The organism is Nakamurella lactea DSM 19367, assembly GCF_000426645.1.
In the GTDB taxonomy this organism is placed as follows: Bacteria; Actinomycetota; Actinomycetes; order Mycobacteriales; family Nakamurellaceae; genus Nakamurella; species Nakamurella lactea.
Map to the genome: position 1 here is coordinate 26,862 of NZ_AUFT01000012.1, position 26,984 is coordinate 53,845.

At 69.6% G+C, this 26,984-nt stretch carries 22 protein-coding genes, 1 tRNA gene, 1 other RNA gene and 1 pseudogene; 15 read left to right on the top strand and 10 right to left on the bottom strand.

From position 1 onward, the window contains the following. Positions 1–146: 146 nt before the first annotated feature. On the top strand, positions 147–2,660 hold the full coding sequence (locus tag K340_RS29900) for a HelD family protein (RefSeq protein WP_084614410.1): 2,514 nt from the start codon (positions 147–149) through the stop codon (positions 2,658–2,660). Here the strand turns inward: K340_RS29900 and K340_RS0113440 are convergent. From K340_RS0113440 to K340_RS29910, 3 genes and pseudogenes are all read right to left on the bottom strand, one after another. Next, a complete protein-coding gene (locus K340_RS0113440; protein WP_029137100.1) occupies positions 2,642–3,280 on the bottom strand; it encodes a hypothetical protein in 639 nt (212 codons plus the stop codon). The two genes, K340_RS29900 and K340_RS0113440, sit on opposite strands and share 19 nt — an antisense overlap. Before the next feature lie 60 nt (positions 3,281–3,340). Then, on the bottom strand, positions 3,341–3,763 hold the full coding sequence (locus K340_RS35895) for a GNAT family N-acetyltransferase (protein WP_154674248.1): 423 nt from the start codon (positions 3,761–3,763) through the stop codon (positions 3,341–3,343). Positions 3,764–3,867: 104 nt separating this feature from the next. Next, positions 3,868–4,770, bottom strand: a pseudogene (locus K340_RS29910) (amidohydrolase family protein); the annotation flags it as partial. Between the two features lie 53 nt (positions 4,771–4,823). Between K340_RS29910 and K340_RS0113455 the strand changes: the two are divergent. Next, positions 4,824–5,234, top strand: a complete 411-nt coding sequence (locus tag K340_RS0113455; protein ID WP_029137101.1) for a nitroreductase family deazaflavin-dependent oxidoreductase — start codon at positions 4,824–4,826, stop codon at positions 5,232–5,234. Next, positions 5,224–5,439: a KTSC domain-containing protein gene (locus K340_RS0113460; RefSeq protein ID WP_029137102.1), complete on the top strand. Its 216-nt coding sequence runs from the start codon at positions 5,224–5,226 to the stop codon at positions 5,437–5,439. Before K340_RS0113455 ends, K340_RS0113460 begins: the two co-directional genes overlap by 11 nt. A 75-nt stretch (positions 5,440–5,514) precedes the next feature. On the opposite strand, the gene K340_RS0113465 is transcribed toward K340_RS0113460, so the two are convergent. Further along, on the bottom strand, positions 5,515–6,213 hold the full coding sequence (locus tag K340_RS0113465; protein ID WP_029137103.1) for an EcsC family protein: 699 nt from the start codon (positions 6,211–6,213) through the stop codon (positions 5,515–5,517). 220 nt (positions 6,214–6,433) lie between these two features. On the opposite strand from K340_RS0113465, the gene K340_RS29915 reads away from it, so the two are divergent. Beyond that, positions 6,434–7,213 carry a FadR/GntR family transcriptional regulator gene (locus tag K340_RS29915; RefSeq protein ID WP_084614415.1) on the top strand — a complete coding sequence of 260 codons (780 nt, stop codon included), beginning with the start codon at positions 6,434–6,436 and terminating at the stop codon, positions 7,211–7,213. 31 nt (positions 7,214–7,244) lie between these two features. Beyond that, the gene (locus tag K340_RS29920; protein WP_154674250.1) at positions 7,245–8,564 is read left to right on the top strand and encodes a DUF4185 domain-containing protein; all 1,320 of its coding nucleotides are present in this window, start codon (positions 7,245–7,247) and stop codon (positions 8,562–8,564) included. A 72-nt stretch (positions 8,565–8,636) separates the two neighbouring features. Here K340_RS29920 and K340_RS35900 read toward each other — a convergent pair whose 3' ends face one another. Continuing rightward, entirely contained in the window at positions 8,637–9,023 is a 387-nt protein-coding gene (locus K340_RS35900) for a hypothetical protein (RefSeq protein ID WP_154674251.1), read from the bottom strand. Between K340_RS35900 and K340_RS29925 the strand changes: the two genes are divergently transcribed. The 7 genes from K340_RS29925 to K340_RS0113510 all read left to right on the top strand — a co-directional run bounded on the left by K340_RS29925 (position 9,007) and on the right by K340_RS0113510 (position 17,412). Then, a complete protein-coding gene (locus K340_RS29925; RefSeq protein WP_154674252.1) occupies positions 9,007–10,107 on the top strand; it encodes an ABC transporter substrate-binding protein in 1,101 nt (366 codons plus the stop codon). The genes K340_RS35900 and K340_RS29925 overlap by 17 nt on opposite strands. An 89-nt stretch (positions 10,108–10,196) precedes the next feature. Then, positions 10,197–11,114: a carbohydrate ABC transporter permease gene (locus tag K340_RS0113485; protein WP_029137104.1), complete on the top strand. Its 918-nt coding sequence runs from the start codon at positions 10,197–10,199 to the stop codon at positions 11,112–11,114. Beyond that, the gene (locus K340_RS0113490; protein WP_029137105.1) at positions 11,115–11,945 is read left to right on the top strand and encodes a carbohydrate ABC transporter permease; all 831 of its coding nucleotides are present in this window, start codon (positions 11,115–11,117) and stop codon (positions 11,943–11,945) included. A gap of 72 nt (positions 11,946–12,017) precedes the next feature. Beyond that, positions 12,018–13,307 (top strand): enolase C-terminal domain-like protein, encoded by a 1,290-nt coding sequence (locus K340_RS29930; protein ID WP_051266225.1) that lies wholly within the window; start codon positions 12,018–12,020, stop codon positions 13,305–13,307. Positions 13,308–13,395: 88 nt separating this feature from the next. Then, a complete protein-coding gene (locus K340_RS0113500; protein WP_029137106.1) occupies positions 13,396–14,367 on the top strand; it encodes an acetylxylan esterase in 972 nt (323 codons plus the stop codon). A 22-nt stretch (positions 14,368–14,389) separates the two neighbouring features. Further along, positions 14,390–16,534 carry a glucosidase family protein gene (locus K340_RS0113505; RefSeq protein ID WP_037364642.1) on the top strand — a complete coding sequence of 715 codons (2,145 nt, stop codon included), beginning with the start codon at positions 14,390–14,392 and terminating at the stop codon, positions 16,532–16,534. Between the two features lie 17 nt (positions 16,535–16,551). Beyond that, positions 16,552–17,412 carry an SMP-30/gluconolactonase/LRE family protein gene (locus K340_RS0113510; protein ID WP_084614416.1) on the top strand — a complete coding sequence of 287 codons (861 nt, stop codon included), beginning with the start codon at positions 16,552–16,554 and terminating at the stop codon, positions 17,410–17,412. A 9-nt stretch (positions 17,413–17,421) separates the two neighbouring features. Here K340_RS0113510 and K340_RS0113515 read toward each other — a convergent pair whose 3' ends face one another. Continuing rightward, positions 17,422–17,925 carry a DUF6328 family protein gene (locus K340_RS0113515; protein ID WP_029137109.1) on the bottom strand — a complete coding sequence of 168 codons (504 nt, stop codon included), beginning with the start codon at positions 17,923–17,925 and terminating at the stop codon, positions 17,422–17,424. A 50-nt stretch (positions 17,926–17,975) separates the two neighbouring features. Here K340_RS0113515 and tgt point away from each other — a divergent pair, with 50 nt between their 5' ends. Next, a complete protein-coding gene (gene tgt, locus K340_RS0113520) occupies positions 17,976–19,223 on the top strand; it encodes a tRNA guanosine(34) transglycosylase Tgt (RefSeq protein ID WP_029137110.1) in 1,248 nt (415 codons plus the stop codon). A 33-nt stretch (positions 19,224–19,256) separates the two neighbouring features. Here tgt and K340_RS0113525 read toward each other — a convergent pair whose 3' ends face one another. The 4 genes from K340_RS0113525 to K340_RS0113540 form a co-directional block, all read right to left on the bottom strand. After that, positions 19,257–19,982, bottom strand: a complete 726-nt coding sequence (locus K340_RS0113525; RefSeq protein WP_029137111.1) for a queuosine precursor transporter — start codon at positions 19,980–19,982, stop codon at positions 19,257–19,259. A 51-nt stretch (positions 19,983–20,033) separates the two neighbouring features. Beyond that, positions 20,034–21,002 carry a tRNA glutamyl-Q(34) synthetase GluQRS gene (gene gluQRS, locus K340_RS0113530; RefSeq protein ID WP_029137112.1) on the bottom strand — a complete coding sequence of 323 codons (969 nt, stop codon included), beginning with the start codon at positions 21,000–21,002 and terminating at the stop codon, positions 20,034–20,036. A gap of 43 nt (positions 21,003–21,045) precedes the next feature. Beyond that, positions 21,046–25,758 (bottom strand): beta strand repeat-containing protein, encoded by a 4,713-nt coding sequence (locus K340_RS0113535; RefSeq protein ID WP_029137113.1) that lies wholly within the window; start codon positions 25,756–25,758, stop codon positions 21,046–21,048. 225 nt (positions 25,759–25,983) lie between these two features. Further along, positions 25,984–26,073 (bottom strand) — tRNA-Ser (locus K340_RS0113540). A 96-nt stretch (positions 26,074–26,169) separates the two neighbouring features. Between K340_RS0113540 and ffs the strand changes: the two genes are divergently transcribed. Then, positions 26,170–26,266, top strand: an RNA gene (gene ffs / locus K340_RS35170) — signal recognition particle sRNA small type. A 38-nt stretch (positions 26,267–26,304) separates the two neighbouring features. Continuing rightward, a complete protein-coding gene (locus K340_RS0113545) occupies positions 26,305–26,976 on the top strand; it encodes a hypothetical protein (RefSeq protein ID WP_029137114.1) in 672 nt (223 codons plus the stop codon). Positions 26,977–26,984 lie beyond the last annotated feature (8 nt).

Below are 26,984 nucleotides of genomic sequence, written 5' to 3' on the forward strand. Positions count from 1 at the left end.
CCGGCGTCCCGCGGACCGAGTGTACGAACCGGGTGGGCCGCGGCCGGAGCGGTGGTGCGTTGGCTGGTCGCCGATCGGCGCCTGCCGAGAACTGCGGTAGCTTTGATGACCCCCGTCTTTCGATCCCGCCGCGCTCCAGGAGTTCGATGTCCCGCTCGTCCGCCACCCCAGACCGCCCGACCGACCGCCTGGCCGGTGCCCCTGCCGACGGCCCGGCCGGTGCCCCTGCCGACAGCCCGGCGGGTGACCCGGCCGAGCCGGCCGAGCTGGCCGCCGCGGTCGTCGAGGAGCAGCAGTTCCTCGACGTGATGTACGACCGACTCGCCGACATGCGCTCGGACGCCGTTCGTCGGCTCGGTGACGCCAGGTACTCCTCCGACGGCACGCCGGCCGGCCGGTTCAACCGAGATGCCTTGCAGCACCGCTACTCCCAGGAAGTCGCGGCGCTGACAGCGGCCGAGGACACGTTGTGCTTCGGCCGGTTGGACCGGGCCGTGGGACCGGCCGACCCGGGTACCGGGACCGATGGGCTCGATGCCGACGAGGCGATCCTGCACATCGGCCGGATGGGACTGACCGACGGCACCCGCGAACGGCGGCAGATCCTGATCGACTGGCGGGCGCCGTCAGCCGCGCCGTTCTACACGGCCACCGCGCTGGCCCCGCACGGAGTGATCCGGCGACGTCACCTGCAGACCCGGCGGCGTCGGGTGCTGTCGGTGGCCGACGAGTACCTGCAGGCCGCGCCCGGGGTGGATCCGGCCGACGTCGGCGATGCCCTCGGATCGGCCGGCGATTCGGCGCTGCTGGCGGCGCTGAACGCGCCGCGCACCGGCCGGATGCTCGACATCATCGCCACCATCCAGGGTGAACAGGACCGGATCATCCGCTCCGACCGGTCGGGCGTGCTGGTGGTCCAGGGCGGCCCCGGCACCGGCAAGACCGTGGTCGCCCTGCACCGTGCGGCGTATCTGCTCTACACCCACCGGGAACGGCTCGGCAGCCACGGGGTACTGGTAGTCGGGCCGAACGCGACGTTCCTGGACTACATCGGGCAGGTGCTGCCCTCGCTCGGTGAGTCCAGCGTTGTGCTGTCCACCATCGGCACCCTGTTTCCCGGGGTGGTCGGCCGACCGACGGATCTGCCGGTCGCGGCCGAGCTCAAGGGCCGGCCGATGATGGCCGCCGTGATCGACAATGCGATTCTCGACCGGCAGCGAATGCCCAAGCGCGCCAGGGTGTTCGGCTACGACCGCGGGACCCTGCGGCTGGAGCCGGGGATGCTGGCGAAGGCGCAGCGGCAGGCCTGGGGATCGCGGTTGCCGCACAACAAGGCGCGGCAGGTGTTCCTGCGGGTGGTGCTGGACGGGCTGGCCAGGCAGATCGCCGGCCGGCCCGGTGTCAGGCAACTGGACGAGGCGCCGAAGGTCGATCATTCCGCGGTCCGCAAGGAGCTGGCCGCGGACGCCGACGTGGTGGCCGCGCTGGCCGACCTGTGGCCGGCGCTCACCCCGGAGCAGCTGATCGGGGATCTGCTGACGGACCAGCGGCGACTGGAGTTCGCTGCCCGGTCGCTGACCGCGAAGCAGCGGGATGCGTTGCTGCGCACCGATCCCCAGGCCTGGACCGAGGGCGACGTGCCGTTGCTGGACGAGGCAGCTGAGCTGCTCGGCGACATCGGCGCCGCCGACCTGGCCTGGTCGAAGCAACAGGCGGAGGACCTGCGATTCGCCCAGGAATCACTCGAAGCGATGGGTGCCGGCTCCGAGGAGCAGGCCGAGTCAGGGATCGGATTCACCCTCGGCATGCTGTCGGCCGAGGACCTCGTCGAGCTGCACACCGAGGACCGGTTCGCGTTCACCACCGCCGACCGGGCGGCGGCCGACCGGGAATGGACCTACGGTCACGTGATCGTCGACGAGGCCCAGGAACTGTCGCAGATGGCCTGGCGGATGCTGATGCGCCGGTGCCCGGTCAAATCGATGACCGTGGTGGGCGACATCGCGCAGACCTCGAACCCGGCCGGCGCGACCGGCTGGGCCAGGTCGTTGCGGCCGCACGTCGGCGACCGCTGGCGGCTCGCGGAGCTGACGGTGAACTACCGGACGCCGGCCGAGATCATGGACGTGGCAGCGGGGGTGCTGGCCCGGATCGATCCGGAACTGGCGCCGCCCACCTCGGTCCGGGAGAGCGGGTTCGCCCCCTGGGCTCGTCGGGTCCCTCGCCGGGAGCTGGCCGCGGCGGTGGCCGCGGCAGCGGTCGACGAGGTGGCGCAGCACGGCGCCGGCCAACTGGCCGTGCTGGTGCCCGACGAGTTGCGGGCGTCGGTGCTGGCCGCGGTGACGGCGCGGCTGCCCGGGGCGTCCGGCGAGGCCGGGCCGGGGCACCGGGTCACCGTACTGACGGTGCGGGAGGTCAAGGGCCTGGAGTTCGACGCGGTGCTGCTGGCCGAGCCGGCCGACATGGTCGGCCAGTCCAAGCGCGGGCTGGGCGACCTGTACGTGGCGCTGACCAGGGCAACCCAGCGGCTCGGGGTGGTGCACAGCCGGGCATTGCCGGCCGGGCTGACGATCGGCCGTCCGGCGGGCGACCCCACAGAGGCGGCCGACGCCGATCGGACGGGGGACACCGACGGGTTGGTTCAGGGCACGTTGATCTGATTGGTGTCGACGCCGATCCGGAACGGCTCGCTGCCCACCAGGTTCGACACCAGGCACTTGCTGCTGACCGTGACCGTTACCTGCTGGATCCCGTGGGTCAGCACCTCGGCGGTCAGGTCGCCGTTGGCCAGGTAGACGTCTCCGAGATCGGCGTCGCTCACGTTGTCGGTGATCTTCCAGCCCTTTGTCACCAGGGCGGCGGCGACCGGGTCGACCTTCTGCAGCGGTGTGTCCTTGTCGGCCTTGCGCAGGAACACCGCCCGCGCGGTGTAGACCGCCTCCGGGTCGTTGGACCCGTTGCCGCACCTGGCCCATTGCCCCTCGGCCTTCACCAGGTCGACGGTGTTGCTGCGGATGCTCTGGGCGGCGGCGACGCCGGCGGCCGTGACGGCGTTCTTGGCTGCGTTCAGTTCGTCGGCGGTGGCGCCGCCGCCTTCGACGGTCGGTGGGGTGGTGCCGTGGTCGGCCAGCGTGCAGCCGTTGGCGGTGAGCAAGGTCAGCGCGGTCAGCGCCGTCAGCGCGGACGCCCGGGCGAGCCCGGCGGTCCAGCGGGTGGCCGACCGAACGACGGGGCGGCGGTTACGCAGTGCGCGAGCGGAGAGCCGGCGGCGGGAGAACATCTGTCCACCCTGCCATTCGGGCAGGGTCGGGCGCGAGCGAGTCCGGGGGCGGCTCATTTCTCAGCTCGGCGTCCACTCCCATTCGGTCTCGCCGTCCAGCGAGCGGTCGGTGGCGATCAACCCAGCAGCGGCGGCGACCCTTTGCGAAGCAACGTGTTCCGGGTGCACGTGGGCGATCAGTCGCCGGACACCGGCGTCCCGCAACGCCTCGGCCATCGCCGTCGCCGCCTCGACCGCGTAGCCCCGACCCTGCCAGCGTCCGCCGATCACCCAGGAGAGCTCACCGGTTGCGCTCCGGCGGTCGATGGTCGCCTGGGTGTACCCCACGGCGGCGCCGGACGACGTGTGCCGCACGATCCAGTTGAGCCAGTCCTGCGTCCCGTCCGGCGAAGCGCCGACGGACTGTGCCCGGTAGCGCCTGCGCAGAGTCGCCTCGTCCGGGGCCTTGCCCCCGATGTATTCGTACAGTGTGGGTCCGCCAATACGCTCACCATCTCGGTGGCGTCATCGACCGTGAGCGGGCGGAGGCTGAGTCGAGCGGTGTCCAGCGAGCCGAGCCGGTCGAGATCGACCAGCAGGCCGAGCAGCCTGGCGCCGTTGTGCCACAGCACCGATCGCATCCAGTCGTCACCGAGATCCAGCCGGCGCAGCGCTTCGATCTGATGCGCGTAGGCGTACGGGATGTTCGGGAAGTCGCTGCCCAGCACCACCTTTTGTTGCAGTCCGGCCAGCCGTTCCGGGTAGCCCGCCGGCAGCGGGGCGATCGTGTTCAGGTATTCGGTCGCGAGCATCGTGGTGTCAAGGTGCACGTTCTCGAACGCAGCCGCCAGGTCGGCGAACGCCAGGTATTCGGGCGTCCCGCCGTGCGCGATCACCAGGGTCAGCAAGGGGAATCTCTCGAGCAGGTGCCGAATCGGTCCGGGACCGGTGTGCGCACCGGGATGCGGGCCGGATCCGCAGTGGATCACCACGGGGATCGCGTTGTCCTGCAACACCTGCCAGGCCGGGTCGAGCACCGGGTCGGACGGGTCGAACCCGCCCACTTGGACATGCACCTTGAACAGCCGGGCACCGGACCGGACGGCGGTCCGTACGTAGTCGCCGACGCCGCCTTCGGCGTACAGGGTGCCGCAATGGACGGCGTCGGGGATCCGGGCCGCGAACTCGGCGCACCAATCGTTGAGCCAGCCGGCCATCCCGGGCTTGTGCGGGTAGGCCAGGGCCGGGATGGCCACCAGCCCGAGCCGGCGGGCGATGGCGAGCCGGGTCTGTTCGTCATACCGGTAGTGGATGGGCCAGGGTTGCCCACCCGGCCCGGAGTCGTCGCCGGCGGTGCCGCTGCCGACGGTGCCTTCGCCGAGACGGTCGAAGAAGGCCCAGACCTTGCGCAGCATGCGGTCCGGCAGGAAATGCACATGGATGTCGGCCAACCCCGGCAGGCCGAGGGACCGCCAGTAGCCGGGCACGTCGTCGTCGGTGAGAACCGTCATCCCCGCACCGTATCGGGGCGCCTGACGGGCTGCAGCGCACTAGCATCGGCAGGGTGCCTCTGTCGAAGCGGATCGCCCGGCTCAACAAGGTCGGCCTGAACCGGCTGACGATCAAGATCGCGCCCTGGATGCCAGGGTTCGGGGTAGTGACCCACCGCGGCCGCAAATCCGGTACCGAGTACCGGATTCCGGTCAATGTGTTCCGGCGCCACGGCGGATTCCTGTTCTGCCTGACCTACGGCAAAGACGCGGACTGGGTGCGCAACGTCCGGGCAGCGGGCGAGTGCGTACTGCTCACCCGGCGCCGGACCTATCGGCTGACGAACCCGCAACCCGAGCACCACCAGGAATCTCTGCCGGAACTGCCGTGGTTCGTCCGGACCGTTCTTCGGCTGACCAAGGTCCACGACTATCTCCAGCTCGACATCGCCACCCCGACGGCACCGCCCGACGATGAAGCGTGAACGGGTCCGCTCAAGGGCGATCGTCGGTGTCGGCTACGACCGCGCGACCAACGTGCTGGAGATCGAATTCGCCGGCGACGGCGGGATCTACCAGTACTTCGCCGTCCCGCCGAGCGTCGCGGCAGCGCTGCTGACGGCCGAAAGCGCGGGCCGTTTCGTGAACGAGCAGATCAAGCCGCGGTACCGCGCGGTCTGGGTGGAGTGACCCGGCCCGACCCGCCGGGGCAACCGGAGTGTTCGGTGGCGTCATCCTCGGTGCAGTTCGCCAGCAGTGGCCGGGTCAGCGTGCGGCGTAGGGCGCCCGGGGAGCTGGCCGGAGTTCCTTGGCGGCGAACCGGCCGATCTGCCAGGTGCCGTACCCGTCGGCCGCACCGCCGATCGCCCCGCCGGCCAGTGGGATCCGCTTCCCGATGAAGATCGCCACCCGCTTCCCGCCGACGGCGGTGATCAGGTCGCCGGTGATCATTCTGGAGACCCGCGCGTTGAGTTCGGGATCCACCGTGGTTGCCGTCGCCAGCTCCGCCGGACCGGCCGGCAGGGTTCCGTCACGGACCATCCGCCGGACGCCGGACTTGCCGAGCAGGCAGGCGAGCACAGCACTGCGCACGTTGGGATGACGCAGGTCGTAGCCGCGCAGATGAGCGATGCCGGCGACCAGATGGCACTGGATCAGGGCCAGCCCGGTGATATTGGCCGGGATCGTCACCGCCGCCGTGATGAAGCCGCCGAGGTTGGTGATGAACCCCTCGGCGCCGGCCAGCTTGACGTGACCGTCGATCAGTTCCCGGATCGCCACCTCCACCGCACCGCCGGAGGCCCGCAGCTGCTTGTCGGCCGACTTCGCGGCGCTGCCGAGCGGCCCGACACCGTCGATCGCGCGATCCAGTACGGACCGGACGAACCCGGCGGCCTGGGCAGGAGCCAGCTTTCTGCCGAATGCCCAGGCCGCCCGGCCGGTCACATCCCCGATGACGCCCATCTGATCGACTCCCTCGTTCGTGCACCTCGGTCCCGGCGGCCTGCGTCGGCCCGGTCGACCGGCGCCGTCCATCGGTCGGGACGGCCGGCGTTGTCCAACGGTCGCAAGTGCAGTACCCGATCCTCGCGTCGTTATCCATCCCATCAGATGCGGCGGGTTTCCGGAGCCGGTCCCGCTGGAGGGGCTTCACACGGCAGTCATCATGTGATTTGATCAATTGATGACCAAGCCGTCGAAGGTGGCCAACGCGGCGGTATCCGCGCCGGCCGGGCTCCGACGGTCCACCCTGTCGACCGATCTGGCTGCTGCGGTGGTGCAGATGATCAGCGACCAGGCGCTCGCCACCGGGCAGGCGATCCCGGCCCTGCGGCCACTGGCCCAGCAGTTCGGGGTGGCGGTGCCGACCATGCGGGAGGCACTGCGCCGGTTGGAGGGGTTGGGGATCCTCGAGTTCCGGCACGGTTCGGGCATCTACGTCGGACCCAACTCCAACCGCCGGGTGTTGGCCAATGCCCTTGCGCCACAACCGACACGGCAGCAGCTGGCCGACCTGTTGCAGGCGCGGCTGGTGATCGAACCCGGAATCGCGGCGCTTGCTGCCGGTGCCCGGACCGCCGAGTCGCAGGCCGCGCTCGCCGACGCCCTGGCGCTGGCCCAGCGCTACCTCGCGGACAACGACCCGCGGTTGGTCGAGGCCAATCTGGGCATCCACCGGGCGATCGCCGCCGCTACCGGCAACGCGGTGCTCGCCGAAACGCTCGACTCGCTGGCCGAGGTGCACGCCGACGAACAGGCCGAAATCCTGGTGCTGCACGGCAATCCGGAAAAGGACTACACCGAGCACGCCGACATCGTCGGGTACTTGGTGGCCGGCGACGCGGAGGCCGCCCGGCTGGCCATGCACCGGCATCTGGCCGGCGTGCTCGCGGTGGTCGACCCGCAGCAGGAAGCAGACCGCAACCCCCGTGATCACACCGCGACCTCCCATCGCGGCACCTGAACCCGACCGACTCTCAACGAGGAGAGCAGCCATGGCGACACTGCAGGTCCCCCTGATCGGGGCGGTCACCGCTCCGATCCGATCGCGCGCCGACCGACGGCCGCCCCGCCGCAGCCGCCGGCAACTGGTCGGTGCGGCCACCGCACTGCTGCTCGGCATCGCCGGGCCGTTACTGGCACCGGTCGGTGCGCAGGCCACTCCCGTCGGCCCCGGGATTTCGATTCGGCCCGCGGCGGCCCCGGTGGGCCACGGCACCGGCAACTCCTGCTCACTGGCGCGGTCGACCATCACCGCCACTGCCGGTGTCGACACCGTCAGGACGGACCGCTTCACCGCGTTCGGCAACGCCGGTGGCGGCGCCGACGGTGACGGCTGGTCGGGCGCCGATTCGACCTATTCGGCGCCGATCTCCGGGGGCCGGCTGGCCTGGATCTTCTCCGACACGTTCCTCGGCCCGGTCGCCGCGGACGGTAGCCGGCCGACCAGCAGCCCGTTCCTCAACAACTCGATCGTCATCGAGAAGAACGGCACGCTGACGACCGTGCACGGCGGGACCGCCACCGATCCGACCGCGTTGGTGCCGCCGGACGACCCGGACAGCTGGTACTGGTTCGGCGACGGCATCGCCGACCGCTCCGGCCGGCAGTTGGATGTGGTCGCGCTGAAGTTCGCCAAGTTCGGGCCCGGCATCTGGGACTGGTCGTGGAGTTCGAACAGCCTGGTGCGCTTCGACACCCGAACCTGGCAGCGGTCGGCGATCCTTCCGCTGCCGTCGTCGGCCGGCATCCAGTGGAGCTCGTGGATCCAGCGCCAGGGCAGGGATCTGCTGGTGTACGGCGTCGAGGATCTCGGGGCGCAGAAGTATCTGCACCTGGCGAAGGTGATCGGTGGCGACCTGGCGGCGACCTCGACATGGCGCTATTGGGACGGCTCGCACTGGTCGGCCACCGAGACCGACTCGGCCCGGATCCTGGACCACGTGGCGAACGAAATGAGCGTGACGCCGTTCCGGGACGGCTATCTCGCTGTCACCCAGGACACCACCGTGCCGTTCGATGCCACCATCCGGGGCTACGTCGCCTGCAACCCGCAAGGCCCGTTCACCGACATCGGGACGCTGTATTCGATGCCGGAAACCGGGCCGGCGGGCAGCTACGGCGACCCGAACGTGTTCGCCTACAACGCCCACGAGCATCCGGAGCTGCGGCGTGGCAACTCGATCTATCTCACCTACAACGTCAACACCCTGGACAACCCGAGCCTGTACCGCGACGCGAGCATCTACCGGCCGCGGTTCGTCAAGGTCGACCTTGCGGTGACTGCGCCGCACAGATCGACGCCGCACCGCTAGTCCGCCGGCGCGTGACGAGTTCTGCCATCCGCATCAACCGAACACCCAGCATCACCGTCCTGCCCATCGGTCTCACAGTGAGGTGACGAAAGTGAAGAAGTCCCGAAGATTCGCGACCATCCTGGCCGCGGCGCTGGTCCCGGTCCTGGCTGCTACTGCTTGCGGCAGCAGCGATTCCGGAAGTGGCGCGAGTACACCAGCGGCGACAAGTTCAGCCGAGACCGCCGCCGGCTCCGACACCGCCACGAGCGCGGCGACGGGCGAGAGCCCGGCCGATACCTCCAGTGCAGCAGCGAGTTCCGAGCCCGCCGAGAGCTCCGGCGCCGGCGAAGGCTCGACGTCCGCCGGTTCCGGCGGTGCCGCACCGGACTGCAAGGTGCCGGCGTCCGGACCCCTGCAGTTTGCCACCGACAAGGCCGCCTGGCAGCCGGACTTCGAGTCGATGAACGACAAGTCCACCGCGGACTGCGGACTGTCGATCAACTTCACCGGGTACTCGGACGCCGCGCAGTACGACGCATTCATCAAGCAGGGGTTCCAGACGAACCAGAAGCCGACGTTGTTCACCTGGCACACCGGCGACCAGCTCAAGGAACTCGTCGACCAGGGCCTGATCTCGGAGACCACGGACCTGTGGAAGGCCGCCGAGGCCAACGGTGACGTGCCCGCCGGGCTGATCGACAACTACACCTACGACGGCAAGCAGTACTGCGTGCCGCTGCTGGTGGCGTACTGGGGGATGTACTACAACAAGAAGATCTTCGCCGACAACAACCTGCAGGTGCCGACCACCTGGGCCGACTTCGTCAAGGTCGCGGACACCCTGGTGGCCAAGGGGATCGTGCCACTGCACCAGATGAACATCATCTTCGAGTTCGTCTGGTTCCAGGCGCTGCTGGTCGGCAGTAACCCCGAGGCCTACGTCGGGCTGGGTACCGGCAAGACCAAATACACCGATCCGGCCGTGGTCGACGCGGTGAAGGCCTGGTACGAGATGGCGAACAAGAAGTACTTCATCGATCCGGGTGTGCAGACCGATCCGCAGACGCTGCTGAAGACCGGCAAGGTGGCGATGGCCTACTTCGGCACCTTCTTCACCGGGCAGCTGACCAGCGTCGGGATGAAGTCGAACGAGGACTACGGGATCTTCGCGTTGCCGAACTTCAGTCCCGACGTGAAGAAGCAGCAGATGGTGCTGGAGACCGGCCCGCTGTGCGTCGGCAAGGGATCGCAGGACGAGCAGGCGGCGCTGGCCTACAGCGCCTGGTGGATGGGCCAGGATGCGCAACAGGCCTGGTCGGACAAGCGGGGTGACGTGTCGTTCAACCCGAAGGTCACGGTGAAGGACCCGGCGCTGGCCGAGTTCCTGAAGGGCCAGGGCGACTGGGAGATCCAGAAGCGTTGGCTGGAGGCCACTCCGAACCCGATCTACACGGTCGCCTCGCCGGCCTTCGGTGAGTTCGTCACCAACCCGGTGGCCGATCCGATGCCGATGCTCACCAAGATCCAGGAAGCCGCCGACAAGTACTGGGCCGGCAAGTAGCGCCTGACCGCTGACCCGCTGATCCACCGGTCGGCGCCGCGCCTCGAACTGCGGCGCCGACCGGGGACGGAACCGGAAGGAACACCACGATGGCGGTGGCTCTCGCCGCGCGGCCGGCGGCCCGGCCGAAACGGGCGGATGATCGATACGGTTGGCAGGCCAAGGGTTTCGCCGCACCGGCGCTGGTGCTGGTGGCAATCGTGCTGTACCTGCCGTTCCTGTGGACCGGCTATCTGAGCTTCACCAAGTACACCGGCGTCGGTGCCGCCACCTGGGTGGGCCTGGACAACTACCGCGACATGTTCGGCAACCCGGACCTGATCAACGCGGCGGTCAACACCCTGTACTGGGTGGTCGGCACCATCGCGCTGCCGGTCGGGCTCGGGCTGGCGATCGCGCTGCTCTCCCACGGGCTCAAGGGCTCGTTCTGGTACCGGTTGCCGTTCCTGTTGCCCTACGCCATCTCCGGGGTGGCAGTCGGCATCATCTGGACCTTCATCCTGCAGACCGACGGTGCGCTCACCGAGGCGCTGCAGACCCTGCATCTGCCCGGCCAGGATCTGCGCTGGCTGCTGGACTCGCCGCTGAACACCTGGGTGATGATCATCGCCACCACCTGGCAGGGGGCCGGCGTCAACGCGCTGCTGTTCGGTATCGGGCTGGCGTCCATACCCCACGGGCCGGTGGAGGCCGCCAGGATCGACGGCGCGTCCGGTTGGAGCATGTTCCGGCACATCTACTGGCCGATGCTGCGGCCGCTGACCACGGTGGTGGTCGGGTTGGCGATCGTCGGCAGCCTGAAGACCTTCGACGTGGTCTGGGCGATGACCAAGGGCGGCCCCGGTAAACAGTCCGAGACCCTGGCCCTGCGGATGTGGAAGGCGACCTTCCAGGAGAACCAGTGGGGGACCGGCGCTGCCATCGCGGTCTTCCTGACGGTGATCACGGTGTTGGCCGCCGGCCTGTACCTGCGGCGCCAGCTCTCCGAGTCGAAGTCGGTGGTCTGAATGAATTCTCCGACCGTCGGCTCGGTGATCCGCCGGGTGGTGCTGGTGGCGATGGGCCTGCTCTGGCTGGTCCCGGTCTACCTGCTGCTGGCCAATGCCGCCAAGACCAGCGACCAGTACGGCTTCATCGACGTCTGGCAGCCGGTTGGCATGAGCGGGCTGTTCGAGAACATGGGTCAGGCGTGGGAGAAGGGCAACCTCGGCGCCGGTGTGCTGTCGACGGCGATCTACAGCATCCTGTCGCCGGCCATCGCGGTGCTCATCGGCGCAGCGGTCGGGTTCGCGATCGTCGCGCTGCGCCTGCGGCACGGCTTCGCCTGGTTCGTGGTGATCTTCTCGTCCACCGTGGTGCCGGTGCAGATGATCCTGATGCCGCTGTTCCGCGGCTACGTGAAGTTCGACCTGTACGACACCAGGATCGGGATGATCATCGTCTACACGGTGCTGACCATTCCGTTTGCCGCGTTCGTGATGCGCAACTTCTTCTCCGGCATCGCCCGCGAGGTGTTCGAGGCGGCCACCGTCGATGGTGCGAGCAGCCTGCGGGTCTTCTTCCGGATCTACCTGCCGATGTCGACCAGCGCGTTGGTCGCGGTCTTCATCCTGCAGGCGACGCTGATCTGGAACGACTTGCTGATCGGGCTGACGCTGACCCGCTCCAGCGATGTCCGGCCGGTGATGACGGCTCTGGTCGCGATGCAGAGCACCTACGGCGGATCCACCATGCAGGTGGTGCTGGCGGGTGGTCTGCTGGTGTCGCTGCCGACGGTGGTGCTGTTCCTGCTGACCCAGCGCACCTTCACCCGCGGAATGGCCCTTGGCCAGTTCTGAGCCGGGCCGGTTCGCGGTAGTGCCCGCCCGCCGGCGGGGCAGTCGAGAGTGAATCAATGACAGGGGTATGTGGTGTCCAACAACAATTCTCGGATCGTCGATATCCGGGCCACGACGGTGACGGTGCCGCTGCAGGCGCCGTTGCGGCACAGCAACGGCGCGCACTGGGGGCGGTTCGTCCGCACCGTTGTCGAGGTGGAGACCGGTGACGGGCTGGTCGGGCTCGGAGAGCTGGGGGGCGGCGGGGCGAGCGCCGAGGAGGCGATCCGCTCGCTCAAGCCCTACCTGGTCGGGCACGATCCGGCGCGCACCGAGGCACTGCGGTTCATGATCGCCAACCCGACGGCCAGCCTGTACAACAACCGCACCCAGTTGCTGGCCGCCCTCGAGTTCGCCTGCCTGGACCTGGTCGGCAAGCGGGCCGGGCTGCCGGTGCACGACCTGCTGGGTGGGAAGGTGCGGGACGAGGTGGAGTTCGCCTCCTACTTGTTCTTCCGCTATCCGGGTCGGGACGGCGCCGGTGAGGTGCGCACCCCCGAGCAGTTGGTCGAGCACGCACTGGAGCTCAAGCGGTTGAACGGCTTCCGGGTGCACAAACTCAAGAGCGGTGTCTTCCCGACCGCGTACGAGCTGGAGTGCTACCGACAATTGGCCGCCGCACTACCGGGCGACAAGCTGCGCTTCGATCCGAACGGCGCGCTCGGGGTCGAGGAGTCGATCGCCTTCGCCGCCGCCATCGAGGACCTGGACAACGACTATCTGGAGGATCCGACCTGGGGGCTGAACGGCATGCGCCGGGTCCGGCAGAACACCCGGATCCCGTTGGCCACCAACACCGTCGTGGTGAACTTCGAACAGCTGGCGGCCAACGTCCTCGACCCGGCGGTCGACGTCATTCTGCTGGACACCACGTTCTGGGGCGGGATCCGGCCCTGCATCAAGGCGGCGGGCGTCTGCGAGACCTTCCAACTCGGGATCGCCGTGCACTCGTCCGGCGAGCTCGGCATTCAACTGGCCACCATGCTGCACCTGGGCGCGGTGCTGCCGAACCTGAACCTGGCCGCCGATGCGCACTACCACCACCTGGCCGACGACGTGATCGTCGGCGGGAAGCTGCGCTATTCGGGTGGGAAGATCGCTGTCCCGTCCGGCCCGGGACTCGGCGTCGAGCTGGACCGGGACAAACTCGCCGAGTACGCGGAGCTGTATCGCGAGCTGGGGGGCTACCCCTACGACCGGGATCCCGGCCGGCCGGACTGGTACCCGTTGCTGCCCAACACCGATTTCGCCGACCCGGACGCGGCCGGCGTCCCGCCCGCACTGCAGGCTGCATACGATTCGTATCCGAACGCCCGGAACTGATCTCTCGTTGTCCTGAACCGTCACCCCGACTTCGTCAGTCCCGAGCGCCGGCCGTGTCCCGCACCCGAACCCGAGAGGTCCAGCCCGCATGCCGTTGTCCGATCTTCCCCTCGAGCAGTTGCAGACCTACCGCTACCCGCGAGCCGCCCCCGCCGGGCTGCAGCAATTCTGGACAGACACCCTGGCGGCGGCCAGGGCCGCCGGTGGCGAGGTGACGGTGACCCCGGCCGACACCGGGGTCACCGCGTTCGACATCTCCGACCTCACCTTTCCCGGGTTCGCCGGCGAGCCGATCCGCGCCTGGTGGACCCGGCCGAAGAACATCACCGACGACCTGCCGGTGGTGGTGGAGTACATCGGCTACGGCGGCGGCCGCGGCCTGCCGCACGAGCGGATGCTGTGGGCCGCCCACGGATACCACCATCTGGTGGTCGACTCCCGTGGCCAGGGCAGCATAGGCATGGTGGGCGACACCCCCGATCCGCACGGCAGCGGACCGGCCGCCAACGGTTACTTCACCCGTGGCATCGATGCGCCGGAAAACCTTTACTACCGCAGGCTTTACACCGACGCCGCCCGGGCCATCGACGCGGTGCGGACGCTACCGGGGGTACGCGCCGACCGGGTGGCGGTCTGGGGGCACAGTCAGGGTGGTGGACTGGCGCTGGCGGCCGCGGCCCTGGTGCCCGACGTGACGGCCTGCGCGGCCCGGACCCCGTTCCTGTGCGGGATCCAGCGCAGTGCGCAGGTCAGCTCGGCCGGACCGTTCGTCGAGGTGGTTCAGTACCAGGCCGCGCACCGGGATCTGGCCGAGCGGGCTGCCGCGAACCTGGACTACATCGACGTTGCCCTGCTGGCACCGTGGATCCGGTCCCCGGTCTGGGTCTGTGTCGCGCTGATGGACGGGGTGTGCCCGCCGTCGGGGATCTATGGCGCGATCAACAACATGACGGTGCGACCGGAGGTCGTCGTCCGACCGTTCAACGGGCACGAGGGTGGCGGCCCGTTCGACGAGGCCGACCTCGCGTCCTGGTTCGCCGCCCGACTGCTTGCCGACTGACACCCGATCCGAGAGGACCAACATGACCAGCGCCGCCGCTGCCCGGCTCATCCCGAACGTCGAGGACTTCACCAGTGCAACGGTGGTCGACCACTACGACGACATGATCAACCCCCCGGGGCTGACGAACCACCTCGCCGTCGTCCAGGTCGATCACGATGTGGTGGCGGTCCGCAGCCTGAACGTGCCGCCGGTGTCCACCGGCGACACCGTCACCGGAAAGCTGTTCCTGGGCGGGCGTCTGGCCCAGTCGTACGGGTCACCCGTCGAATGTGTCTGGCGGCCGGACCGGGTGCTGCGGCGGACCGCGATCGACGGTTGGCTGGTCGAGACGATCTCCGTCTGCCCGCCGGGGGAGGCGGCGGTGCTGGTGCGGATCGCGGTGACGAACACCGATGTCCGGGCCCGGTACCTGGAGCTCGGGCTGGCCGTGGAATCGGCGGTGGTGCACGCCGGACACCCGTGGGTCGAGCAGATCGACGAGCCGTGGAGCGACCCGTACCCGCCGAGCAAGCCGAACGCCGTGACCGCCGACGGTCCGCTGCGCATCGGCACGCCGGCCGACGACTCGGCCAGCGCGGTCCAGGGCCTGGTGCCGGTCGCCGGCGACTGGCAGTTCGACGGCCCGCCCGGGCTGTTGCGGGCCGGCACCACGGTCGAAGCCGGCGATACCGTGATCCTCGGCTACGGCTACACCATCGCCTCCGGCCGCAACTCCGAGGATGCAGGGGAGGCGTTGGCGCGCAGCGCCTTCGACCGGATCACCGCCGACGTGGATAGCACCGTCGGTGCCTCCGAAGCGCAGTGGAACACCAGCCTGACGGCGCTGTTCACCCCCGGCAACGACGAGTTCTCCGGCAGCCTGCCGGTGCTGCACACCGACAACGAGGCGCTGCGCACGCTCTATTGGTGGGGGGCGATGGGCGTGCTCTACTTCCGCCGGGACAACCCGGCCAGCGTGCTCGGCCGCACCTACGACACCCTGATGCCCAAGCACTGGCAGACCACCACCTTCATCTGGGACTACAGCCTGTCGTCCCAGGTGCACGCGCTGCTGGACCCCGAGGTGATGCGCCGGCAGATCTCGCACTGGGTCGGACTGGACATCGACTCGCACTTCGGAACCGAGTGGCTCACGGGTGGCCCGGTCGGCTACTGGTACTCGGTGAACCACTACGCGATGACCCGGCTGGTCGACGACTATCTGCGGCACACCGGCGATCTCGCGTTCCTGGACGAGCAACTGGCGGCCGCCGACGGCGCCGAGAAGCCGATCGCCGAGCACGTCCAGGACTGGTCGCGGGCCTGGCACCGGATCCGTTCGGCCACCGGCCTGGCCGATTACGGCGGCATCGACAATCTGCTCGAGTGCGTGTCCACCTACGTGCACGAGGTGGCCAGTCTGAACGGCGCCAACGTCTGGTGCCTGCGCCGGGCGGCGGACATCGCCGAGCACCGGGGCCGGGCCGACGACGCGCTCGCCCTCCGTTCCGAAGCGGATGATCTGGCGAAACTGGTTGCGTCGCGGTACATCCCGGGCAAGGGCATCTTCCACACCGCGATGCCGGACGGCACCCTGGTGGAGACCAGGCACTGTTACGACTTCGCCACCATCGGCACCACCATCCCCGGCGATCTGCCGGCCGGCGCCGGCGACGAGATGGTCGACTTCTTCGTCCGCGAGCTGCGCACCCCGAACTGGATGCGTGCGTTGTCGCCCTACGACCGGGACGCGGCCTTCTCGGTGCGGTCCGACCATCAGTGGAACGGCGCCTATCCGGCCTGGCCGCCGGACTCGGCGCGCTCGGCGATCGCGCTCGGTCACCCGGAGGTGGTGGCCGACTGGATCGGCGGACTGGCCCGCAGCACCAACCAGGGGCCGCCCGGGCAGGCGCACTTCGTCGACGAGGCGGTGCCGGCGATCGACGGTGGTGCCCGCAAGTCGCCGCCGCAGTACCCGTATCTGATCGACTGGGCCTGCTCGTCGGCCGGCGCCTGGTGCGAACTGGTGATCTCCGGGATCTTCGGGGTCGACATCGCGCTCGACGGCGGGGTGACCGCGAACGGTGTGCTGTCACATTTCGACCCGGCGGCCCGGCTGGCAGGCCTGCGGGTGCAGGGTAGGAGCTATACCGTGACGGCCGAGGGTGCCACCCTCGAGTCGTGAGCAGGCGAGGAGAGCCGATGATGCAAGCCCGGTCCGTCGATGTGCAACCGCTGGACTCGCACCGGTTCCGGCTCGGCGAAGGTGGTCGCTGGGACGGCACCGACTTCTGGCAGGTGGACCTGCTGGACGGGGACCTGTGGCGCAGTGCCGGCGGCACCGCCGAGCTGCACCGGGTGCTGGACCTGGACCTGCCGCTGGGTGCGATGGCGCCGACCACCGGCGGCGGGCACGTGGTGATCGCCGGCACCGGGTTCGCCGCGGTCGGGGACGCCGGCACGCTGGACTGGTTCGACCGCCCGGTGGACGGCCGGCAGCCGCCGCGCCGGGTGAACGACGCCGCGGTCAGCGGCGGGCGGATGTTCTTCGGCACCATGGATTTCCCCGGCGAGATCGGCAACGGCGACCTGTGGCGGGCCGATCCCGACCGCACCGTCACCCACCTGCTGGGCGGACTCGGCTGCCCGAACGGGCCGGCCGTCAGCCCCGACGGCCGGACGTTGTATCTGGCCGACTCGTCGGCCTTCGTCATCCGTCGTTATCCGCTGGCCGTTGACGGTTCCCTGGGCGCCGGAACGGATTTCGTCACCCTCGACGAGGATTTCGGCAAGCCCGACGGGATGACGGTTGACGACGACGGCCACCTCTGGGTGGCCATCTGGGGCGGCGCGGCGGTGGCCAGGTTCGATCCCGAAGGCGGCTGGGCCGACCTGATCTCGGTGCCGGTCCGTCAGCCCACCTCGGTGACCATCCTGCCCGGGCGGATGCTCGTCACCTCCGCGTCCAACGGCCTCACCGACCCCGGCGAACTGGACGGTGCCACCCTGGTGCTGCCCTGCGACGTCTCCGCCCCGGTCACCGCCGCGTTCGGCGCCGGGTGACATCCCGGGTCAACGTTCCGGGTCGCCGGCAGCGTTGCGCACCCGCAGGGGAATCAGGATCCACAGGACCAGACCGACGACGACCAGGGCGGCGCCGATGCCGAGCGACGGGCCGCGACTGAGCAGCACGTCGATCACCAGCACCACTCCGCCGACCACCGCGATCGACAGGAATATCAGCCCGAAAACGGCCAGCCGGGCGGTGTAGCGCACCAGGAAGTCCTTCACGCCGCGGCGGAACAACAGCCGGTGCGCGGCCACCGGGCCGGTGAAGAACACCACGGCGAGAGTCGCGGCGATCAGGGTGACGATGTAGACGTCGAGCTGGAACTGGTCCAATGTCTCGAACCTCGCCTGGAACGCCAACGAGAGCAGGAACGCGAACAGGATCTGCACCCCGGCCTGCGCCACCCGCAGCTCCTGCAGCAACTCGTTGAAATTGCGGTCCAGCCGTTGCGACTCGGTCTCGTGCCGGGTGTAGCCGCCGGGCGGGTCGTCCTTGTCGTTGGGCATCGATCGATCCTCGCCGAACTCACCCGGCCGGACAACTGCTGGATGTTTGGTTGGATGCGAGGGTGAACCAACCCAGCGATTTCGGATTCAGTGTCGGCGCCCGCATCCAGGGCCGGCACGCGCGCACCGGCGTGATCAGTACCCCGCACGGCAGCATCGCCACCCCGGCGTTCGTCGCGGTCGGTACCAAGGCAACGGTCAAGGCGCTGCTGCCGGAACAGATCGAGCAGGCCGGCGCACAAGCGGTGCTGGCCAACGCTTATCACCTCTACCTGCAGCCGGGACCGGACATCGTCGACGAGGCCGGCGGGCTCGGCGCCTTCATGAACTGGCCAGGACCGACGTTCACCGACTCCGGCGGCTTCCAGGTGATGAGTCTGGGTGCCGGCTTCAAGAAGGTGCTGGCGATGTCCACCGACGGCATGCAGTCCGACGACGTCATCGCCCCGGGCAAGACCAGGATGGCGGTGGTCGACGAGGAGGGCGTCACCTTCAAGTCGCACATCGACGGCTCGACCCACCGGTTCACCCCGGAGGTCTCGATGCAGATCCAGCACCAGTTGGGCGCCGACATCATGTTCGCCTTCGACGAGCTGACCACCCTGATGAACACCCGCGGCTACCAGGAAGCCTCGGTGGAGCGGACCCGCCGCTGGGCGCAGCGGTGCCTGGTCGAGCACGATCGGCTGACCGCGCAACGGCCGGGCAAGCCCTACCAGGCGTTGTTCGGAGTGGTGCAGGGAGCACAGTACGAGGATCTGCGGCGGGAGGCCTGCAGGGGCCTGGTGGCTCTCGACTCTGCGCACGGCGGGTTCGACGGCTACGGCATCGGCGGGGCGCTGGAGAAGGAGAACCTCGGCACCATCGTCGGCTGGTGCAGCGACGAGCTGCCGGAGGCCAAACCCCGTCACCTGCTGGGTATTTCGGAACCGGACGACATCATCGTGGCGATCGAGGCCGGCGCCGACACCTTCGACTGCGTCTCGCCGTCGCGGGTCGCCCGCAACGGCGCCATCTACTCCCGCGACGGCCGGTACAACGTGACCGGCGCCCGGTTCCGCCGGGACTTCACCCCGTTGGACGCCGAGTGCGACTGCTATACCTGCGCGCACTACACCCGGGCGTACCTGCACCACCTGTTCAAGGCCAAGGAACGCACCTTCGCCACCCTGGCCACCATCCACAACGAGCGTTTCGTCATCTCGCTGGTCGACAACCTGCGGGCGAGTATCTCCGCGGGCACCTTCGACGAGTACGGCGGCGCGTTCCGCGACCGCTACTACACCGCTCGGGTCTGATAACCACGCGGCATTTCGACGGCCAAAACCGCGCTAGGACCCGCGAACGTCCTGGGGGACGGCGGCGAGGGCCTCGGCATAGCTCGGCTCGCGCTTCTTGACCGCGGCGATCACCCGGTAGGTGATCGGCAGCAGCAGGATCTCCACCCCGACCTTGATGACGAACCCGAGAATCGTGTAGTTGGCCAGGTCGGCGAATCCGGTGATGCCGATGGCCGGGCCGGCGATCAGGCAGAACGCCAGGGTGTCGAAGAACTCGCCGACCAGGGTCGAGGTGATCAGCCGCAGCCACAGCTTGCGTTCGGAGGTGCGTTCCTTGAGTTTGACCAGCACGTAGGAGTTGAGGAACTCGCCGATCAGGTAGCCGGAGACGCTGGCCAGCAGGATCCGCGGCACCACGCCGACGATCGTGTCGAAGGCGTCCTGCCCGGTGTAGCCGGGAGCCGCGGGGGAGATGCTGACCAGCCAGAACGTCAGCGACGCGAGTACCTGGATGCCGAAGCCGAGCACGATCACCCGGCGGGCCGCCCGCATCCCGTAGACCTCGCTCATCACGTCGCCGAGGACGTACGTCAGCGGGAACAGGAACACCCCACCGTCGGTGAGCACCGGACCGAACTGGATGCCCTTGGTGGCGCCGATGTTGCTGATCAGCAGCAGGCAACAGAACACGGCGGCGATCATCGGGTAGAACCCGGGGCCGGTGCTGGCGAATGCCGCCCTCGGTCGGCGGGTGTCGGAGGAACGGGTGCTTGTCACCGCGGGATTCTCTCACCACCGGCCCTTCCTGTGCCCCACATCCGGGCGTGCCTACCTGCCGGCGCGTACCCACGGCTCGTCGGGGAGTACCCACGGCTCGCGCGGCAGCCGCGCCGGGTCGAACCGCGACAGCAACAGCGCGGGGCTGACGGGCTCGCCCGGCTCGGCCAGCCCCACCGAGTGCGCCAGCATCGACAGCGCGTCGGCCGGGCTCCGGCCCAGCCCGGCCAACTCGGCGAGGGTGACGGCGCCGTCCCGCTTGGCCAGCCGTTCCCGGCGGTCGTTGAGCACCAGCGGGACGTGTGCGTACGCGGGCACCGGGTGTCCGAGCACGGTGGCCAGGTAGGCCTGCCGCGGAGTGGACGGCAGCAGGTCGTCGCCGCGGACCACCTGGCCGACGCCCTGGAACGCGTCGTCGACCACCGACACCAGGTTGTAGGCGGGGGTGCCGTCGAAGCGCTCGAGTACGAAGTCGTCCACTGCGCCGGTGTATGCGCCGTGCAGTCCGTCAGTGACGGTGAACGAGCCGGTGTCGCTGCGCAGCCGGATCGACGGCGGACGGCCGATCTCGTTGCGTCGCCGCTCCCGTTCCGTCCGTGGCAGGTTGCGGCAGGTTCCCGGGTAGGCGCCGGGCGGCGCGTGCGGCGCGGTGGGCGCCGCCAGGATGTCCTTGCGGGAGCAGTAACACTCGTAGCTGCGTTCGGCATCGGCGAGCCCGTCGACCACCGCCCGGTACCGGTCGCGGTGCTCCGATTGCCTCAGCGGTGGGGCATCCCAGTCGAGGCCGAGCGAAGCGAGATCGTCGAGCTGCCGCTGCGCCGCACCGGGCCGGGTTCGCTCATCGAGGTCCTCGATCCGGACCAGGAACTCGCGGCCCTGCGCCCTGGCGAACAGCCAGGCCAGCAGCGCGGTGCGCAGGTTTCCCAGGTGCAGGTCGCCGGACGGGCTGGGCGCATAGCGCCCGGCACCGGAACTGCTGTGCGGTGCGGAGCCGGTGGGCTGTTCGGGGCGGGTGGTCATCACCCACCATGATGGCGGACAGCTGGGACCTGCCGGAGAAAGGTCAGCGGTGACTCCCGGTGCTGCGCCGACGCGATGCCAACATCAGGAAGAGCGCCCCGGCCAGCGCCAGCAACAGTCCGGCGATGCCCGTCTGCAGCAGCGCGCCGGAAACGCCCGTCACCGGTAGCTCGCCGCCGGCCGGCGGGACCGTTGTGCTGGGCGGAGCGGTCCAGGACGGCCCCGCGCTGGAGGACGGCGATCCCGTCGATGAGGCGTCGGTTGCCGGCCTCACCACGATCGTCAGCTCGGCGGTCGCCGGATCGTTCACCGACACGGTGAAGGTGAAGGTGCCCGGCTTGGTCGGGATGCCGGAGATGACGCCGTCGTCGGACAGCTGCAACCCGTCCGGCAGCGCGCCGCCGGTCACCGACCAGTGGTAGATGCCGTCGGCGGCGCCGGTTGCCGTCACGGCAGCCCGGTAGCCGGCGCCGACCGTCCCGTCCGGAAGGTCGGTCGTGGTCACGGTGAGAGTCGTCGGCTGCGGGCTGGGCGTGCTGCGGGTTGTTGGCGTCGTGGTGGAGGTGGTGGACGTGGTGGACGTGGTGGTGGGGGTGGTCGGCGGTGACGCCAGCTCCCACCCGGCGTAGAGCGTGATCGGGACCGGGGTGCCGTCGCTGCTGGAGCCGGGCAACGTCGTGGTGTCGGTGAGGGCGGTGGCTCCGTCCGCGTCGAGGAACCAGCCGATGAAGGTGTAGCCGGCGCGAGTGGCGGCGGGCAGGTCCGTGATGGTCAGGCCGACGGAACCCAAGGTGGGCCCGTTGACGATGCGAAGTGCCGTTGCCGCGCCGGCCATCCGGAGGGGCTGCGCCCCGTTTGGTTCCACCCCATCGTTGGCGTCGAAGTTCAGCTGGTAGTGGTGATCCTGCACGGTCAGGGCATCGCCGACGGTGAGGGTGTGCCAGATCGCACCGGGGTTCACCATGGTGCCGGTCCCGTTCAGGGCGCCGTTGCCCTTGATGGTGCCGCGGTTGATGAACGATCCGCTCGCAGTGATCGTCCCGTCGTTGGTCACCGTGACGTCCGCCGGAATGATCTGCAGGCTGTTCACGAAGATGGTGCCTTCATTGTCGAGCGTCCCGAATCCGGTGGATCCGTAGCCGTTGCCGACCGGGTTGCCGCCGTGCGACGTGACAGTGACCGTCGCACCCGCGCCGACCGTCAGGTCGCCGCCGTTGCCGTGCGACTCGTCGGCACCGCAGCCGCCGCCGCCGATGCCGGCGCCGCCCTTGCTGCCAGCGGCCGACACTGTTGTCCCCGCACCGCTGATGGTGACTGTCGGGCCGGCAGAGTTGCCACCGCCGCCGATGCCGGCGCCGCCGCCGACAGGATCTGAGCCATCGATCGAGCCACCGACAGCGGTGACGTTCCCGCCGCTGATGGTGATATCGCCGGTGGCTGCCCCGGCCTGCCCGCCCGATCCGATTCCGGCTCCGCCGGAATTGTGGGAATTGCCCCGACCGCCGGTGGCGTGCACGGTGCCTCCGGTGATCGTCACCGGGCCGGCGGTGCGGCTCCCGGCGGAGCCGATGCCGGCACCGGCGATGGTGGCGTTGTCCCCACCCGTCGCGGTGACGTCGCCTCCGGTGATCAGGATGGTGCCGCCGTTCGAGCCGCCGCTGGCGCCGCCGCCGCCGATTCCCGCGCTCCAGCCCTGACCCAACGCGACGATCGTGCCGCCGTTGATCGTGATGGTGCCACTTCGACCGGTACCCGCCCCGCCGATCCCGGCGCCGGAGCAGTTTTCGAATCCGGCCCGGTCGCAGTCGACGTAGCCGGTCGCGGTGACCACGCCGCCGTTGATCGTGATGGTGCCCGCATCGCCGTTGCTGCCGCCGATTCCGGCGCTGTCCATTCCGCCCTCGGCGACGACGGTGCCACCGTCGATGGTGATCGTGCCGCTGCTGCTGTTGGCGCCGCCGATCCCGGCGCCGAGGAAACCGCCGGAGGCGGTGAGCGAGCCGGTGGCGGGAGAGCTGGTGTCCTTGATCGTCAGCGACGCACCGACGGGCACGGCGATGCCTGCCTGGTTGTCGCCGCCGGCGACGTTCAGCGCGTGCCCGTTGAGGTCGAGGGTGACGGCCTTGCCGGACGCGACGGCGAGCGGCAGGTTGTCGCCGGCCGCAATGGTGAGGTCGCCGCAGAGAGTGACGGTGTCGCCGTCGGCGGCGCCGTTGAAGTCGGCGGCGAAGCCTGCCGCAGTGCACGGCCGGTCCCAGCCGGCCTTGAGGGTCAGCGCGACCGGAGTGCCGTCTTCGCTGGTGCCGGGCCAGGTGGTGCTGTCGGTGACCCGAGCCGAGCTGCCGCCGGTGGTCAGGTACCAGCCGGTGAAGGTGTAGCCGGCCCTGGTGGCCATCGGAAAGTCGGCAGTGGTGCGGTCCACCGATTCGAGCGTCGGCCCGTCGACGATGCTCCACAGCGTCGCGTCGGCCCAGTCCAGCTCGCCATTGTTGGCGTCGAAGGTCAGTGTGTAGTGGTGGTCGGTCACCGTCTGGCCGTCGCCGACGGTGACGGTATGGGTGATCGCGCCGGCGTTGTCGATGTCGCCGGTGCCGGTGAGAGTGCCGGTGCCGCTGAAGGTTCCGGCATTGCTGATGGTGCCGTTGTTGGTGAGCGTGCCGTCCATCAGATCGATGGATTCGCCGGCCGGAAGGATCAGCGTGCCCCCATTCGTCACCGTTCCGAGCCCGAGGCTGCCGCCGATGGCGTAACCGTCGGCGCCGGCGACGGTCACCACCGCGGGGCTGCTGATCGTCAGGTCCACGCCCTGACCGCGACTGCCGCCGCCGATGCCGGCGCCCATCTCCTGGTCGGGCGCGCCGCCGGTGGCGGTCACGGTGCCGCCGTTGATCACGACGGGGCCGACCTGCCCGTAATCGGCGCTGCCGATGCCGGCACCGTTCCAGCCACCGGTGGCGATGACGGTTCCACCGTTGATGGTGATGGGTCCGCTGGATTCCCGGTAGGCGGCGCCGATGCCTGCAGCGGCAAGGCCACCGGTCGCGGTCACGGTTCCGCTGTTGATCGTGATGGCGCCGCTGCTGCCCCCACCGATGCCGGCGTTGCCGGTCTGGCCTGGGAAGGTGGTCGGTCCGGCCGCGGCCACGAGCTCGCCGGTACCGGATTCGCTGGCGTCACCGATGGTCAACGACGTGGTTGCCGGAACTGTGATGCCTGCGTGATCGATGGATCCCGTCACGTTCAGCGTGTGCCCGTTGAGGTCGAGGCTGATGGACGCGTCGGCCGCCACGGCGAGGGACAGATCGTCGTCGGGGGCGATAGTGAGATCGCCGCAGAGGGTGACGGTGTCGCCGTCGGCGGCGGCGTTGAAGTCGGCGGCGAAGCCGGCCGAGGTACATGCGGGGCCGTCGCTGCTCCAGCCGGCATGCAGGGTGATCGGGACAGGGCTGCCGTCGCTGGTGCCGGGCAACGTTGTGGTGTCGGTGACGAGAGATGCCGTCCCGCCGGTGTCGAGGAACCAGCCGGTGAAGGTGTAGCCGGCCTTGGTGGCTGTCGGGAAGTCGGCAGTGGTGCGGCCCACCGATTCGAGCGTCGGCCCGTCGACGATGCTCCAGGGCGTCGCACCGTTCCAGTTCACCTCGCCGTCGATGGTCTCGAAACTCAGCCCGTAGTGGTGGTCGGTGACCGTCTGGCCGCTGCCGACGGTGACGGTGTGGGAGATCGCTCCGGTGTTCGCGATCGTTCCCGTGCCGGCGAGAGTGCCGGTGCCGCTGATGGTTCCGGCGTTGGTCAGCGTTCCGCTGTTGGTGAGAGTGCCGTCCTTCAGGTCGATGGACTCGCCCGCCGGCAGCGTCAGCGTGCCGGAGTTGTTGACCGTTCCGAGGTCGCTCTGGCTACCGATGGCGTTCCCCGCACGGCCGGATACCGTCACCACGGCCGGCGACACGACGCTGAGGTCGCCGCCGGCCAGATCGGGGCCGCCGGCGTTCCCGCTTCCGCTACCGATGCCGGCGCCGCTCGAACTGGTGGCCGTAACGGTGCCTCCGCCGATGGTGACGGTGCTTCCGTTTCCACCGCTGCCGCCGCCGATGCCGGCGCCGGAGCCATTGCTCTTCGCGGTGACGGTGCCGCCGTTGATGGTGACGCTTCCTCCGTCGGCGGCGCTGCCGCCGCCGATGCCGGCGGCCTGACTGCCGCCGGTGGCCGTGACGGTGCCGCCGTTGACGGCCACGCTCCCGCCGTCGCCACCGTTGCCGCCGCCGATGCCCGCCGCGAGAAAGCCGCCGGTGCCCGTCACGGTGCCGCCGTTGATGATGACGCTGCCGGCGTCACCGTCGTCGTCGCCACCGATGCCCGCCCCGGTGTTGGCGGAGGCTTTGGCGATGAGGGCGCCGGTGCTGGGCGAGCTGCCGTCGTCGATGGTGAGCGAGGCGCCGTCCGCCACTCCGATGCCCGCTTGACCGGTGCCGGCGGTGACGTCCAACGTGAACCCGTTGAGGTCGAGCGTGATCGACCGGCCTGACGGCACGTCCAGCGGCAGGTTGTCGGCTGTCGCGATGGTGACGTCGCAGCCGAGGGTCACGGTGTCGCCGTCGGCCGCGCCGTTGAAGGCGCCGGCGACCTCCGATGGCCCGCAAATCGGGGCAGCCATCGCCGGAACGGCGGGTGTCATCAGGCCGAGGGCGGCCAGCGCGACGGTGAACGCCAGCCGGGACGTGACTGCGGCGCCGGACCTGCGCGGGGTCGAAGTGGACATGGTCGGCCTAGCGCGATACCTCATTGCGGTCGCGGATCCTTCCCCGAAATGGACCTTTTGCCCGTAACGCTGTCACGTTGGCCTGCCGATGGTGGCACGGACCCGTCACATCCGCTCGGTGAGGGCCGTGACGCCAGGCCCAGTTCGCCGCGGTGAGGGGAGTGTCGTTGAATGCGAACACCCGGACCGATGAGCGTTGTTCCGCTCTGGTCCGGGTGTTCGTCGTGGCGGAGGATACGGGATTTGAACCCGTGAGGGCTGTGACACCCAACACGCTTTCCAAGCGTGCGACATAGGCCGCTAGTCGAATCCTCCGTCGCAAAGTGTAACGGCTCGGGCGGTGTGCCCCGAACCTGTGCGGAGCCGATCCGGTCACGCGTGCCGGCCGGGGCCGCCGGTTCGGTACAGTGGGCGACGGACCCCCGCGGCGTCCACCTCCTTAACTCCCCCAGGGCCGGAAGGCAGCAAGGGTCCGGGAGCTCTGACGGGTGCGGGGGTCCGCTCATGTCTTCGTCAGTTGTCTTCCCCGGTCCGTACGGTTGGCTCATGGCGGGGCACGCTGGGCAGGCGCGGACGGCCGCGGCAGCGGCCCGGCGCGCATTCTGGCGGCACTTCGGCCTGATCGACGACGACGCCGCCACCGAGGTCGGCCCGGCCTTCGCCGGCGGACCCCGCTGGCCGTCGATCCGGCACGGCTGGGTGATCATCCGCCGCCCCGGCTCGGTGATCGTCGCCTCCGACGGGCTCTCCGACCCCGACGCCGAGCGACCGGAGTACCGGACCGGACACGACGGCGAACTGTTCGTCGAGATCGCCGATCGAAACTCGATCGACCTACCGGCGGCCGTTCTGGCGGCCACGCCCGCGGTGCAGGCGTTGCGCCAGGTCGCGGACGCGATGGTCGAGCAGGACCGGTCGATCGCCGACCGGCATCGGCGCTGGGGCTTGCACACCATGTCGGTGACCGTTTCCGCCCTGCCGCAGCGATGGCAGGGACCGGACGGCACGCTCGGTGTGTTGATCGGCAAGCGATCGCCCGAACTGCCGATCGAGCTGGAACTGCCGGCCGGGACCGTCCGGATCGCGGCGCTCACCCCGATGACGCCGGCCGAGACCGCCGCCGTCCTGCTCGATTGGGAGGGCAGGGCCCGAGGTGCCGCGGCGGCGGCGATGGACCGTTCCGGCAGCGGGCACTTGTTCGACCTCGAGCGGCGGTAGGTCGCCGT